This window comes from Pseudonocardia sp. Ae505_Ps2 (assembly GCF_001932425.1).
Taxonomy (GTDB): domain Bacteria; phylum Actinomycetota; class Actinomycetes; order Mycobacteriales; family Pseudonocardiaceae; genus Pseudonocardia.
On sequence record NZ_MCIP01000001.1, the window covers coordinates 3,965,974 to 3,978,477 of the forward strand.

Here is a 12,504-nt window from a genome sequence, read left to right on the forward strand (position 1 = left end):
GGCCGGCCCCGGGCCGGGGGCACACAGGGGGCACAAGGCCTGCTTGCTGGTTCGGTGGCTCGGCGAGACAGTGCAGAGATGCTCGTGGACGAGGTACCCGCCTGGGTCGGGCCGTGGTGCCGGGAGAACCTGGGCAGCGAGCCGGTCGAGGTGCTGTTCGCTGTTGCGCAGATGTCCGTGGTTCTGGGGCTGTGCCTCGATGACGGGGCTGAGGTGGTCCTGAAGGCCAGGGAGGACGACAGCCGTGCGAAGGCATGTGTGCTGGCACAGGCGCAGCTCGCCGAGCGCGGGTTCCCGTGCCCGAGGCCGTTGACCGCGGCGATCAGTTCCGGCGGGATGGTCCTCCATGCCGAGGAGTTCAGGCCCGGTGGGGAGGTCTCGGGTGGTGACACTCCCGAGGTCGCGTCGCGCTATGGGGGAGTCTTCGGCTGGCTGCTCGCCGAGTTGCAGAACGTGCGGGTGGCGCCGCCGTTGCCGAATCCGCGCTGGGTCTGCTGGGACCACGCCGGCCGCGGTGTCTGGCCGAGCATCGGGTTCCTGGACCAGCGGGACCAGAGTGTGGTGCCGCAGTTCGTCGAGGACATCGCGCAGCGAGTGCGGGCCAGGCTGCGCGGGGCGGACGCGCCCTGCGTCCTGGGGCATTCCGACTTCGAGGCGCAGAACCTGCGCTGGCACGGACCGACGCTGTGGGCGCTACACGACTGGGACAGTCTTGCCTGGCAGCCGGAAGCTGCGCTCGTCGGTGCTGCGAGCGGGGCGTTCCCCCGCTCGCCCGGTGAACCACCGACGCTGGCGAGCCTCACCAGCTCCGAGGCGTTCCTGAACGCTTATCAGAACGTGCGCGGTCGACCCTTCACGCCCGACGAGCTGGAACTCGCGTGGGCAGCAAGTCTGTGGCCGGCTGCTCACAACGCCCGCTGGGACGCTCTGCACGGGGAACCGGAGTCACCGTCGACCACGGCTCTGATCGAGCAGGCGGCAGATCGGTTGGCCCGCGCCGGAGTGCGACCGGTCGGAGGCATTCGCGCGCGCTAGCCCGGCGATGATGCGGGTGGTGGCTCCGGTTCCACGAACCCTCGGACGGACTGCGAGGCGCGGACGGCGGGGTCGGGGAAGCGCACAGATCCCCGTCGACGAGCCGACTACCGCCCCCGGAGATACGCAGTGATCATCGCGGTCAGCTCGTTCTCCAGCCGTCGCGCGGGGATCCGGTCCGGTGCCGCCGACAGCGCGTGGACCATGAGCTCCAGGGTGGTCGTGACGATCTGCGCGGCGGCCTCCGTGTCCTCGACGCCCGCCTCGGGATGACGGACCAGGAGGTCCCGGAACCTGCGCATCCGGCCGCGCTGGTACGCCTCGATCTTCGTCATGACGGCGCCGGCGCGGGGCGCTTCCTCCATGAACAGCCGCAGCAGTCGTGGGTCGTCGCGGTGGTTCGCGATCGCCGTGCGCACCATCGCCCGCACGAGCTCCTCCAACGGCTGATCGCCTGCGTCCTCACCGGTCGTCAGCGGCGCGGCGCCCTGGTCCAGGTGCCGGGTCAGGAGCTCGGCCAGGATCGCGTCCTTGTTCGGGAAGTACTGGTACAGCGAGCCGATCGAGCACCGGGCCTCCTCGGCGATCCGGTTCGTGGTGCCTGCGGCGTAGCCGTACGTGGTGAAAACGTGAGCAGCCGCGGTGAGGATCCGCTCGCGGGTGAGTTCTGCCCGGACCTGACGCGGCCGCCGACGTGCGGCGATCCGGCGCTGTTGCGGGGTCATGTCCCTCCCGGGTGCGCGGGCCGAAAGCGAGTAGCCCAGAAAGTGAGCTCCTACTTAGAATATGGCTTCTACCTGCGACGATACAACCAAGGGAAGGCTCACCATGCTCCAGGTGCTCAGCACGCTCGACCCGCGAACCGCCGCCGTCCTCGAACGGCTCTACGTCGAGTCCGACAGCCGGCCCGAGCCTGTCCCGCCGAAGGACCTCGCGGAGTACCCGCGTCCCGTCGAGCTCACCGAGGAGCAGGTCCGCGCGTTCGACGACGAGTTCCTGACCCTGGAGAAGGAGCAGGCGGCGTACTGCTACACCCAGGCCCGCGCCACGGGCGCGCGCACGATCGTCGAGTTCGGGACGTCGTTCGGGATCTCGACGATCTGGCTGGCCGCCGCGGTCCGGGACAACGGCGGCGGAACGGTGATCAGCGCCGAGCGGGTGCCGCGCAAGGCGGAGCGGGCCCGCGCCCACATCGCCGAGGCGGGTCTGGAGCAGTACGTCGAGATCCGGGTCGGCGACGCCCGCGAGACCCTGCGCGCCCTCGACGGCCCGGTCGACATGTTTCTCAACGACGGCTTCCCGGACGTCGCACTCGAGGTCCACCGCCTGGTGACCCCGGCACTGAGGCCGGGCGCCCTGGTCATCACCGACAACGTCGGGCTGATGCCGGACCTCTACGCCGACTACCTCGCCTGGATCCGCGACCCGGCGCACGGGTTCGTCTCGGTCCGCATCCCGTTCCACGGCGGCACCGAGTTCTCCGTGCTGACCGAGGCGGTGCCCGCGTGAAACGACTCATCGACACCCTGCTCCGGACGGCGACCGTCGAGCACGTCGAGCCCCTCGCGGGCCGCTTCCGGGCGATCACCCTCACCGGCGCCGGGATCCGCGACCTCGAGGTGAAGCCCGGCCAGCAGATCCGTGTGCAGGCCGGGGCGGCCAACCCGGTCGTCGACCTGCTCGTCGGCGCGCTGCGGACCTACTCGATCTGGGAGTACGACCGAACCCGCATGGAACTGCGGATCTTCGATCACGGCGAGGGCCCGGGCGCGCAGTGGGCACGGCGGGTCCGTCCGGGCGAGGAGGTCAGCGTGTTCGGACCGGAGGGCTCGTTCGTCACCCGGCCCAGCGCCTACCACCTCTTCGCCGGGGACGAGACCGCCGCGGTCGCGTTCGGCGCGATGATCCGCGGTCTGGACGACGGCGCCCCGGTGCACGCGGCGATCGAGGTCGACACCGAGCAGGAGCGGCTGCCGATACCCGGCGAGGTCACCTGGATCCACCGCAACGGCCGATCGGCCGTCAAGTCCGCCGATCTCGTCGCGGCCGTGGCGAAGCTGGACTTGCCGGAGACACCGGGGACGGCGTACCTGGCGGGCGAGGCCGGGACCATTCAGATGGTGCGCGAGCACCTGGTCCGCGACCGGGGCTGGCACCGGCGCAACGTCGTGACCAAGCCGTTCTGGGCGCCGGGGAGGACCGGAATGGACTGACTCCCGCGGTCGGGGCGGGTCAGCTCGTCGCCGGGCCGGGGCGCAGTGGCCGGCCGCCCACCGGTTTCCCGGCCTCCTCCGCCACCGAGGACCGGACCTGACCGCATCGGGCGGCAGGGTCGTCCTCGACCGCTCCCGAACACCCCGGAGGACGCCATGTACGCACCCGCCCGCCACGACGAGACCACCGGACTCCTCCACTACATCGACCAGCAGCTCACGGCGATCCGTTCGGCCCTGTACGGCCTCACCGAGGAGCAGGCCCGTGCGACCCCGTGCCGCAGCGCGCTGTCGATCGGCGGCCTGGTCAAGCACGCCGCCTACTGCATGCGCGGCGCGGTGCAGCGGCTGACGACCGAGGTCACCACCCAGCCCCTCGACGCGGCCGCGGTCGCCGAGTTCACCGCCGGCTTCGCGATCGGCGACGACGAGACGGTCGCCGGCACCCTGGCCCAGTTCGACGACGCACGGACCGAGCTGCTCGCCGTCGTCTCGCGGACCGACCCGGCGGCGGAGTCCACGGCGCCGCCCACCCCGTGGAACGGGATCCACGACGCGCGCCCGATCCACACCCGCTACTACCTCGTCCACCTGGTCGAGGAGTTCGCCCGGCACGCGGGCCACGCCGACATCATCCGCGAGCAGATCGACGGTGCCACCGTCCCGGCGCTGGAGCTCACCCTCGCCGGGGCCCCCGCGAACGACTTCTTCACCCCGTACGAGGCCGCGCCGGGCACCGTGCTGGCCTGAGCGGTGCCAGGATCGTCGCCATGCGGATCGCGGGGGAGATCGTGCACTGGCGGGGTCCGGCGCCGTACCACTTCGTCCGGCTGCCGGACGATGCCGCGGCGGTCGTCGCCGACGTCGCGCGGGACGTCACCTACGGCTGGGGCATGGTCCCCGTCGACGCCGTGCTGGGCGCGACCCGGTTCAGCACCTCGCTCTTCCCGCGCGACGGCGGGTTCCTCCTACCCGTGAAGGACGCCGTACGCCGGGCCGAGGAGGTCGAGGTCGGCGACGTCGTGCAGGTCGAGCTGGAGATCCGTACCCGTCGGTGACGGTATCCCCGCGCCGGTCCGGTCGTTGACCAGCACGGACCCGCTCGAGGAGGACGGATGCGTCGACGACGACGGAACGGAGCGGTCGCGGCCGCCCTCGCGGTGGCGGCCCTGGTCGGGCTCGCCTCGCTGCAGCCCGCACTGGCGATCGGCCCGTTCGGCCCCTCGGGGCGGGTGACCGTCACCCCGACGGCCTCCAACCAGTTCGCCGGGACCCTCGACGAGGGCTCCGGCAGCCGCGAGTACACCGCCCGCCACGGTGCCCCGCCCGACGGCGGCACCGGCGCGCTCGAGCTGCGCACCCCGGGCGACGGCGACAAGCGTCAGTACGCCACCGACGAGGTCGCCGGGCCGTTGTCCCGGTTCACCGACGCCAGCTACTGGGCGTACCGCGACCCGGCGTCCTCGAGCGGGCAGATGCCGTCGTTCGCGATCGCCGTCGACGTCAACGGGAGCACCCTGGAAGCCCGTGACCTGTACGTCCTCACCTACCTGCCCGACCGGGCGCCCGCCGGCACCTGGACCCGCTACGACGTCGGCGCCGGCACCTTCTGCCTGACCCACCAGATCGGCCGGGTGGACGCCTACCGGCAGTGCCGCGACGGCGGCGAGCAGCGCACCCTGGAACAGATCATGGCCGAGTACCCGCAGATGACCGCCTACGCCGCCGGGTTCAACCAGGGCGGGGGCGACGGCGGCCTGGTCGGCGCGGTCGACCTGATGCAGGTCGGCGGCCGGGTCTACGACTTCGAACCCGCCTGAGCCGGGCGGGTCTCAGCTCACACAGAACTCGTTGCCCTCGGGGTCGCAGAGCGTGGTGGTCACCGGGCCCCGGTCGCTCGTCGTCCACAGCACCCGCGCCCCGAGCGCGACCAGGCGCTCCACCTCCGCGGGCGCCTCGGTCGGCCCGACCTGCAGGTCCAGGTGCACCCGGTTCTTGGCCGACTTCGACTCGGGGACATGCTGCACGAACAGCCGCGGCCCCGGCCCGCGGGCGGTGGCGACGTCCCGGAACCCGCGGCGGTCGCCGTCGGCCAGCACGTCGGCCTCGCCGAGGTGGCCGGCGGCCAGCAGGCCGTCGACGACCGTCGTGTGGTCCTCCACCTCGTAACCGAGGGCAGCCGCCCAGAATCGCACGAGGGCGTGCGGGTCCGTGGCGTCGAACGCGATCTGCAGGGTCGGGCTCATGGCGACGATCCTGGCCCATGACGAGGACAGCCCCTGTCCGCCTGAGGAGACCCACTGGGTTCGGCACTGCCATAGGCTCGCCGGGTGCTGTACGACTTCACCGACCTGCGACTGTTCCTGCACGTCGTCGCCGAGGGCTCCATCACCGGTGGCGCCGCGCGGGCCAACCTGAGCCTGCCGTCGGCGAGCGCGCGGGTCCGGGCCCTGGAGCGGCACGCCGGGGTCGAGCTGCTGGTCCGGGAGCGGCGCGGTGTGCGCACCACCCCGGCCGGGCGGGCACTGGCCCGGCACGCCCGCGACGTCCTCGACCGGGCGGCGCGCCTCGACGGCGCGATCGCCTCCTACTCCCGGCCGGCGAGCGCGCCCCTCTCGCTGCTCGCCGGGAGCTCCGCGATGCACGACCTCGTGCCGCGGGCGGTGACGGCGTTCCTGCTGGCCCGGCCGCACTCCGACGTCGACGTCACCCTGCGGCGCAGCGTCGAGACCGCCCGCACACTCGCCGACGGTGGAGCGGACCTGGGGATCGTGCTCGACCAGGTGGCCGCCGGGCAGGGACTGCGCGCGGAGCCGCTGTGCGACGACTCGCTGGTCGTCGTCGGCACCGGGCACGGTGTGCTCGACGGTCGGGACTCGATCGCGTTCGCCGAGGCGGCCGAGCACCCGATGGTGGGGCTGGCCGCGTCGGCGCCGCTGCAGCTCTCGCTCGACGCGCAGGCGGCCGAGGCCGGGCTCGCGCCGCGGTACCGCACCCGTGCCGCGGACCTGGGCACGGTGGTCGCGCTGGCCGAAGCGGGGGCCGGACTCGCCGTCGTGCCCCGTCGCGCGGCCGCCGTCCCGTCCCGTGCCGGCCGCCTGCAGGTGGTCGCGCTGGACGAGTCGTGGGCCCGGCGCGGGCTGTCGCTGTGCTGGGGCGCGGCCCTGGAGCCGAGCTCGCCGGGGTGGCCCGCGGTGCAGGCGCTCGCCGACCACATCCGCTCTGTCTCTGCCACTGCCGAAGGCTGAGAGCGGAACTTCCGCATTGTCCGGTGGACCGGACGGGCCGACCCTCGACCCATGAACCTCTGCGACGAGCCCGACGGTGTCGAGCGGGCCCTGGCCGGACTCCGGCGGGTCGTCGTGCCCGTCGCGGCCGGGCTGCTCCTGCTCTTGGCGATCGCGGCCGGCGACGCCGCCGAGACCGCCGCCGCCGAGTCGACCGGAACCACACGGGTGGGCGCGACCGTGCTCGGGACGACCGCGGGGCCCGGGCCGGTCACGGTCGGCTGGACCGACGACCGCGGCGTGGTGCGGACCGCCACGGTGACCGTCGGCGGGCGGGTCGACCCCGGCCGGACGGTCGGGTTGTGGCTCGGCCCGGACGGTGCCCCGGCCGCGCCGACCCGCCCGACCGAGGTCCGGACGGCCGGCATCCTGCGGTCGGCGACGGTGCTGGCCGTCGGTGGGTTCCTGCTGGTCGCGCTGTACACGGCCGCCGGCGTCCTGGGCCGGGCCCGGGCGTCGGGACGGGTGGACCGCGAGTGGCGCGCGGTCGAGGCGCGCTGGCGGGAGCTGCCCAGCGGGTGAACGGAACTGTCGGGGGTCCGGTGCAGCATGCGTCCCGAACCCGCCCCCGAGCGCCGGAGGACCCGTGGACCAGCCCGCCACCACCGACCCCGTCATGGACCCGGTCATGGACGCCGTCGTCGTCGCCGTCGAGGCGGGTCGTGCCGGGGACCGGACCGGCGCACGTGCCCGGTTCGACGCCCTGTGGGAGCAGGTGGGTGTCGACGGCGACCCGTTCCACCGGTGCACGCTGGCCCACTACGCCGCCGACGTGCAGGACGACCCGCACACCGAGCTGATGTGGGACGAACGCGCCCTGGCCGCCGCCGACGAGCTGACCGACGAGCGGGTGCAGCGCCACCACGCGTCGCTGAGCGTCGGTGGGTTCCTGCCCTCGCTGCACCTCAACCTCGCCGACGTGCACCGCCGCCTCGGCGACGACGAACGGGCGCGCCACCACCTGTCCCGTGCCCGGGACCGGGTGGGGGCGCTGCCCGACGACGGCTACGGCGCGATGATCCGCGCCGGGATCGACCGCTGTGGTGAACGCCTCGACCTCGGTGACCGCTCGTGACCCGCGCGCACTCAGACGACCGCGCCGTCGCCCGCGCGGCGCCGTGCCCGGTCGGCCTTCGACGGGTGGCGCCGTCCCGCCTTGCCGACCGGCTGCTTCGCTCCGGACGTCCGCGGCGCGGGCCCCGGCCAGCGCCGCTGCAACAGGATCGACACCGGCCCGGCGACGACGATCGTCGACACCGTCCCGACCACGATGCCCACGATCAGCGCCAGCGCGAAGTCGCCGAGGGTCGCCCCGCCGAGGAAGAGCAGCACGGTCAGGATCGTCAGCGTCGAGATGCCGGTGTTCACCGTCCGCGGCAGGGTCGAGAGCACCGCCGACCCCACGAAGGTGTGGAACGGCAGCGTCGCGTTGCGTGCCCAGTGCTCGCGGACCCGGTCGAACACGACGACGGTGTCGTTGACCGAGTAGCCGATGACGGTGAGCAGCGCCGCGAGGAACACCCCGTCGGCGGTGCGGCCGGTCCAGGCGAACACCCCGACCACCACGAGGACGTTGGTCAGCAGCGCCGCGACCGCGCCGGCGCCGAGCGTCCAGCGGAACCGGAACGCCAGGTACAGGAACTGCGCGGCGAGCGCGACACCCAGCGCGATGATCCCGCCGCGGGCCAGTTCGGCACCGAGGCTGGGCCCGATGAGCTCGTCGCGGAGCAGCTCGGCGCCGCCACCCGCCGCGCCGACGGCCTCGCGCAGCTGCCCGACCTGGGCGTCGGTGAGCTCGCCGGAGCGCAGGGCCACCGCGCCGTCGCCGGTCTCGGTGACGGTGAGCCCGCCGATCCCGGTGGCGTCGACGGCGTCGCGGACCTGCTCCACGCTCACCGGGTTCGACGTCGTGAACTCGACCAGCCGGCCGCCGGTGAACTCGACACCGAGCTCCAGGCCGCGTACGAACAGCCCGGACACCATCACCACCACGACGACCCCGGCGACGGCGAGGTAGCGGGCCGGGCGCCGCAGGAACCCGGGGTCGCTCGCCTCCAGCCTGCGCCGGACCGGGCCGATCTCGGTGATGCCGGTGATCCTCGGCCTGCGCTTGACCGCGGGGATCCGCAGGACGGCGAGGGTGAGCAGCCGGGACAGCACCAACGCCGAGAACAGCGACACGACCACACCGATGACCAGCGTGACACCGAACCCGCGGACCGGCCCCGACGCGAGTCTGAACAGCAGCACGGCGGCGAGCAGCGAGGTCACCGCGACGTCGCCGACCGCGGACAGCGAGTTGGCGTAGCCCATCTCCGAGGCGCGTTCCAGGCGTGGCTTCGCCGCGTACTCCTCGCGGGAGCGTTCGGCGATCAGCACGTTCGCGTCGACGGCCATGCCGACCGCGAGGACGAAGGCGGCCAGGCCGGGCAGCGTGAGCGTCGCGCCGAGCCCGGTCTGCACCGCGTAGGCGACGAGCGCGTACCCGCCGAGCGCGACGACGGCGACGAACCCGACGAGCCGGTACACCACGATGAGGAAGGCCCCGGCCAGCGCGGAGCCGATGATCGCGGCCCAGGCGCTCGCGGAGATCGCGTCGGCGCCCAGGGTCGGGCCGACGGTCCGCTGCTCGATGATCTCCACCGGCAGCGGGAGGGCGCCGCCCTCGATCAGCACGGCCAGCTCGGAGGCCTGCTCGGGGGAGAAGTTGCCGGTGATCTGGGTCTGCCCGCCGAGCATGCCGACGTTGCACGGGATGTCCTCGACGACCTGCGGGGAGGAGATGACCTGCTGGTCGAGCACGATCGCGACCCGACGCTGCGGGTCGCCGGACGGCGCGCAGGCGGCCTGGCCGGTGAGGGCCTGCCAGCGGGCGGGGCCGTCACCGTCGAAGGAGATGTTGACGATGTGCCCGACACCCTGCGGGTTGGGCGAGGACATCGCCGAGCCGACCATGTCGCCGGTCAGGGCCGGCGGGCCGAGCTGCAGCGGTTGGCCCTGCTCGTCGACGCCGGTCCCCCCGGCGGCGGGGTCACCGACCCCCAGCACCGGGTGCATCGTCAGCTGCGCGGTGCGCCCGAGCGTCTCCGCGGCCTCCGCGGGGTCGGTCAGCCCGGGGAGCTCGACGATGATCCGGTTCTCCCCGGACCGGGCCAGGCTCGGCTCGGCCACACCGAGCCCGTCGATGCGCCCGCGCAGCACCTCCAGCACGCGGTCGGTGGCCTCACCGTCGGCGGCGACCTCGGGGGTGTCGCGGGTCTCCAGGACGATCTGGGTGCCGCCGCGCAGGTCCAGGCCCAGCGTGGGGGCGGTGGTGAGCGCGACGACGGAGGACAGGGCGAGCACGGCGAGCGCGATGAGCGCCCGCCAGAGCACGGGGCGTGGCTTCACAGGGATCCTCGGCGGCGGGCACCCCGGTCGGGACCGGGGCACGGCGGGGGTGCGGGGGAGTCGCGGGCGGTGGCGACCGGTGGGGTCGTCCGGTCAGGCCCGCGGGGGTCCCCGCGACCCGATGTCCGCGCCGGTCCCGGGCGCCGGGGCGGCGGCCGGCGCGTGGTCGTCGACGCGGCCGGGCGCCTCGTGCGGGAGCCCGGCGGCGTCGAGGACCAGCAGGTCCAGGGCGGGGCCGGGGTGGCCGGCCGCGTCGGGTGCGACCGGACCGTCGTGGGCGGAGCGCCCCAGCAGCGCGGGCCGGGGCGCCTCGGCGGGAGCGACGTCCTGCCCGACCGAGGCCGCCGCCGTGGCCGGGACGGCCTCGGCGGTCAGCGACCCGGCGACCGGGGCGAGCGCGGCCACCAGCGACAGCAGCAGCACCGCGACGAGGCGGCGGGCCGGGCTGCGGGTCGTGCGCACGAGGGTGATCCGTCCGGTTCGGGGGTTTCCGCCCGCGACGGTACCGGTCACCGCGCCGCCGACGACGGAGCAGGGGGCGGACTGGGGGGCGCGCGACCGTCCCGGTTCGGCACAATCGTGACCGCACCACCCCGTGAAGACCCGAGAGGACGACTGACGTGAGCACGGATCCGTCGACCAGCCAGAACACCGACTCCGCGGAGACCGGCGGCGGGACGACCGGCGGCGAGACGATCGAGTTCCAGGCCGAGGCCCGGCAGCTGCTGCGGTTGATGATCCACTCGATCTACTCGAACAAGGACGTCTTCCTGCGCGAGCTGATCTCCAACGCCTCCGACGCGCTGGACAAGCTCCGTCTCGCTGCCTACCAGGACAAGGACCTGGGCGCCGACACCGACGACCTGCACGTCGAGCTCGTGCCGGACGCCGAGGCGCGCACCCTCACCGTGCGCGACAACGGCATCGGCATGACCCGCGACGAGGTCGTCGACCTGATCGGCACGATCGCGCGGTCGGGCACCGCGGAGCTCCTCGCGAAGCTGCGGGAGGCGGGTGACGACGCCCGCCAGGAGCTGATCGGCCAGTTCGGCGTCGGCTTCTACTCCTCGTTCATGGTGGCCGACCGGGTCGAGCTCGTGACCCGCAAGGCCGGCACGTCCGAGGGCGTGCGCTGGAGCTCCGACGGCGAGGGCACCTACACGATCGAGCCGGTCGCCGACGCCCCGCAGGGCACCGCGGTCACGCTGCACCTCAAGGCGTCCGACGCCGAGGACCAGCTGCACGACTACGCCGCCCCCTCGGTCCTGCGGCGCATCGTGAAGACCTACTCCGACTTCATCACCTGGCCGGTCCGCATGCCTGCCGGAACCGGCACGGCGGGGGACACCGACGACGCCGCGCCCGAGACGCTGAACTCGATGAAGGCGCTGTGGGCCCGCCCGCAGAAGGACGTGACCGAGGAGGAGTACGCCGAGTTCTACCGGCACGTCAGCCACGACTGGCAGGAGCCGCTGGAGACGATCCGGCTCGCCGCCGAGGGCACCTTCGAGTACCAGGCGCTGCTGTTCCTGCCGAAGGTCGCACCGATGGACCTCTACATGCGCGACGCCCGCCGCGGGGTGCAGCTCTACGTCCGGCGGGTGTTCATCATGGACGACTGCGAGGCGCTCGTCCCCGAGTACCTGCGGTTCGTGAAGGGCGTCGTCGACGCCGCGGACCTCTCGCTGAACGTGTCGCGGGAGATCCTGCAGCAGGACCGCCAGATCTCGGCGATCCGCAGGCGCCTGGTGAAGAAGGTGCTGTCGGTCCTCGGGTCGATGCGCGACAACGAGCCGGAGAAGTTCGCGACCTTCTGGGAGCAGTGCGGCCGGGCGCTCAAGGAGGGCCTGCTGTCCGACGCCGACAACCGCGACACCATCCTCGGGGTGTCGGTGTTCGAGAGCACCCACGACGCGGAGAAGCCGACCTCACTCGCGGCCTACAAGGAGCGGATGCGCGAGGGCCAGGAAGCGATCTACTACATGACCGGGGACTCGCGGACCGCGATCGAGGCCTCCCCGCACATGGAGGCGTTCCGGGACAAGGGCTACGAGGTCCTGCTGCTGACCGACCCGGTCGACGAGGTGTGGGTCGACGCCGTCGACGGCTTCGACGGCACCCCGCTGCGCTCGATCGCCAAGGGCCAGGTCGACCTGCAGACCGACGAGGAGAAGGAGGAGGCGGCGGCCAAGCAGGCCGAGTTCGCCGACCTCTGCACCTGGATGGCCGAGGTCCTGACCTCCGACGTCAAGGAGGTGCGGCTCTCCACCCGGCTCACCACCTCCCCGGCCGTCCTCGTCGGCGACGAGTTCGACATGACCCCGACCCTGGAGAAGATGTACCGGGCGATGGGGCAGGAGCCGCCGAAGGTGAAGCGGATCCTCGAGCTCAACCCGTCGCACCCGCTGGTCACCGGGCTGCGGGACGCGCGCGCGGCCGGCAAGGACGAGAGCGGCACCGTCGAGCTGCTGCACGGCATGGCGCTGCTGGCCGAGGGCGGCGAGCTCGCCGACCCGTCCCGGTTCGTGGGGCTGCTCGCGGAGCGGCTGCAGCACACCCTCTGACGCCGCGCGGCGCGG

General features: G+C 73.3%; 14 protein-coding genes. 10 read left to right on the plus strand and 4 right to left on the minus strand.

Annotated features, from left to right (window positions below):
* The first annotated feature begins 78 nt into the window (after positions 1 to 78).
* Positions 79 to 1,035: a hypothetical protein gene (locus tag Ae505Ps2_RS18945; protein WP_075305718.1), complete on the plus strand. Its 957-nt coding sequence runs from the start codon at positions 79 to 81 to the stop codon at positions 1,033 to 1,035.
* 107 nt (positions 1,036 to 1,142) lie between these two features.
* Here Ae505Ps2_RS18945 and Ae505Ps2_RS18950 read toward each other — a convergent pair whose 3' ends face one another.
* Positions 1,143 to 1,760: a TetR/AcrR family transcriptional regulator gene (locus tag Ae505Ps2_RS18950; protein ID WP_075305719.1), complete on the minus strand. Its 618-nt coding sequence runs from the start codon at positions 1,758 to 1,760 to the stop codon at positions 1,143 to 1,145.
* A 112-nt stretch (positions 1,761 to 1,872) separates the two neighbouring features.
* On the opposite strand from Ae505Ps2_RS18950, the gene Ae505Ps2_RS18955 reads away from it, so the two are divergent.
* The 5 genes from Ae505Ps2_RS18955 to Ae505Ps2_RS18975 all read left to right on the plus strand — a co-directional run bounded on the left by Ae505Ps2_RS18955 (position 1,873) and on the right by Ae505Ps2_RS18975 (position 5,068).
* Positions 1,873 to 2,544 carry a class I SAM-dependent methyltransferase gene (locus Ae505Ps2_RS18955; RefSeq protein WP_198932155.1) on the plus strand — a complete coding sequence of 224 codons (672 nt, stop codon included), beginning with the start codon at positions 1,873 to 1,875 and terminating at the stop codon, positions 2,542 to 2,544.
* Entirely contained in the window at positions 2,541 to 3,248 is a 708-nt protein-coding gene (locus tag Ae505Ps2_RS18960) for a siderophore-interacting protein (RefSeq protein WP_020623720.1), read from the plus strand. Before Ae505Ps2_RS18955 ends, Ae505Ps2_RS18960 begins: the two co-directional genes overlap by 4 nt.
* A 156-nt stretch (positions 3,249 to 3,404) precedes the next feature.
* Complete coding sequence (locus Ae505Ps2_RS18965) at positions 3,405 to 3,998, plus strand: DinB family protein (RefSeq protein ID WP_075305721.1); 594 nt, start codon at positions 3,405 to 3,407, stop codon at positions 3,996 to 3,998.
* A gap of 20 nt (positions 3,999 to 4,018) precedes the next feature.
* Positions 4,019 to 4,306, plus strand: coding sequence for a DUF1905 domain-containing protein (locus Ae505Ps2_RS18970; protein WP_020623722.1), 288 nt, complete (start codon positions 4,019 to 4,021; stop codon positions 4,304 to 4,306).
* A 57-nt stretch (positions 4,307 to 4,363) separates the two neighbouring features.
* Positions 4,364 to 5,068 (plus strand): hypothetical protein, encoded by a 705-nt coding sequence (locus tag Ae505Ps2_RS18975; protein ID WP_139318686.1) that lies wholly within the window; start codon positions 4,364 to 4,366, stop codon positions 5,066 to 5,068.
* 12 nt (positions 5,069 to 5,080) lie between these two features.
* Here the strand turns inward: Ae505Ps2_RS18975 and Ae505Ps2_RS18980 are convergent, their stop codons facing one another.
* Positions 5,081 to 5,494, minus strand: a complete 414-nt coding sequence (locus Ae505Ps2_RS18980; RefSeq protein ID WP_075305723.1) for a VOC family protein — start codon at positions 5,492 to 5,494, stop codon at positions 5,081 to 5,083.
* An 84-nt stretch (positions 5,495 to 5,578) separates the two neighbouring features.
* Between Ae505Ps2_RS18980 and Ae505Ps2_RS18985 the strand changes: the two genes are divergently transcribed.
* From Ae505Ps2_RS18985 to Ae505Ps2_RS18995, 3 genes are all read left to right on the plus strand, one after another.
* Positions 5,579 to 6,496, plus strand: coding sequence for a LysR family transcriptional regulator (locus Ae505Ps2_RS18985; protein ID WP_075305724.1), 918 nt, complete (start codon positions 5,579 to 5,581; stop codon positions 6,494 to 6,496).
* Between the two features lie 51 nt (positions 6,497 to 6,547).
* Positions 6,548 to 7,057: a hypothetical protein gene (locus tag Ae505Ps2_RS18990; protein WP_075305725.1), complete on the plus strand. Its 510-nt coding sequence runs from the start codon at positions 6,548 to 6,550 to the stop codon at positions 7,055 to 7,057.
* 64 nt (positions 7,058 to 7,121) lie between these two features.
* Positions 7,122 to 7,610 carry a hypothetical protein gene (locus tag Ae505Ps2_RS18995; RefSeq protein ID WP_233147505.1) on the plus strand — a complete coding sequence of 163 codons (489 nt, stop codon included), beginning with the start codon at positions 7,122 to 7,124 and terminating at the stop codon, positions 7,608 to 7,610.
* A gap of 11 nt (positions 7,611 to 7,621) precedes the next feature.
* On the opposite strand, the gene secD is transcribed toward Ae505Ps2_RS18995, so the two are convergent.
* Positions 7,622 to 9,925 carry a protein translocase subunit SecD gene (secD, locus tag Ae505Ps2_RS19000; RefSeq protein ID WP_249265299.1) on the minus strand — a complete coding sequence of 768 codons (2,304 nt, stop codon included), beginning with the start codon at positions 9,923 to 9,925 and terminating at the stop codon, positions 7,622 to 7,624.
* A gap of 93 nt (positions 9,926 to 10,018) precedes the next feature.
* Positions 10,019 to 10,387 carry a hypothetical protein gene (locus tag Ae505Ps2_RS19005; protein WP_139318687.1) on the minus strand — a complete coding sequence of 123 codons (369 nt, stop codon included), beginning with the start codon at positions 10,385 to 10,387 and terminating at the stop codon, positions 10,019 to 10,021.
* 233 nt (positions 10,388 to 10,620) lie between these two features.
* Here Ae505Ps2_RS19005 and htpG point away from each other — a divergent pair, with 233 nt between their 5' ends.
* Positions 10,621 to 12,489 (plus strand): molecular chaperone HtpG, encoded by a 1,869-nt coding sequence (htpG, locus tag Ae505Ps2_RS19010; protein WP_075554274.1) that lies wholly within the window; start codon positions 10,621 to 10,623, stop codon positions 12,487 to 12,489.
* Positions 12,490 to 12,504 lie beyond the last annotated feature (15 nt).

Coding starts and splice junctions, on each gene's coding strand:
- Ae505Ps2_RS18970 (WP_020623722.1), top strand. CDS start 4,019: ATGCGGATCGCGGGGGAGATCGTGCACTGGCGGGGTCCGGCGCCGTAC.
- Ae505Ps2_RS18950 (WP_075305719.1), bottom strand. CDS start 1,760: ATGACCCCGCAACAGCGCCGGATCGCCGCACGTCGGCGGCCGCGTCAG.
- Ae505Ps2_RS18975 (WP_139318686.1), top strand. CDS start 4,364: ATGCGTCGACGACGACGGAACGGAGCGGTCGCGGCCGCCCTCGCGGTG.
- Ae505Ps2_RS18945 (WP_075305718.1), top strand. CDS start 79: ATGCTCGTGGACGAGGTACCCGCCTGGGTCGGGCCGTGGTGCCGGGAG.
- Ae505Ps2_RS18965 (WP_075305721.1), top strand. CDS start 3,405: ATGTACGCACCCGCCCGCCACGACGAGACCACCGGACTCCTCCACTAC.
- Ae505Ps2_RS18980 (WP_075305723.1), bottom strand. CDS start 5,494: ATGAGCCCGACCCTGCAGATCGCGTTCGACGCCACGGACCCGCACGCC.
- Ae505Ps2_RS18990 (WP_075305725.1), top strand. CDS start 6,548: ATGAACCTCTGCGACGAGCCCGACGGTGTCGAGCGGGCCCTGGCCGGA.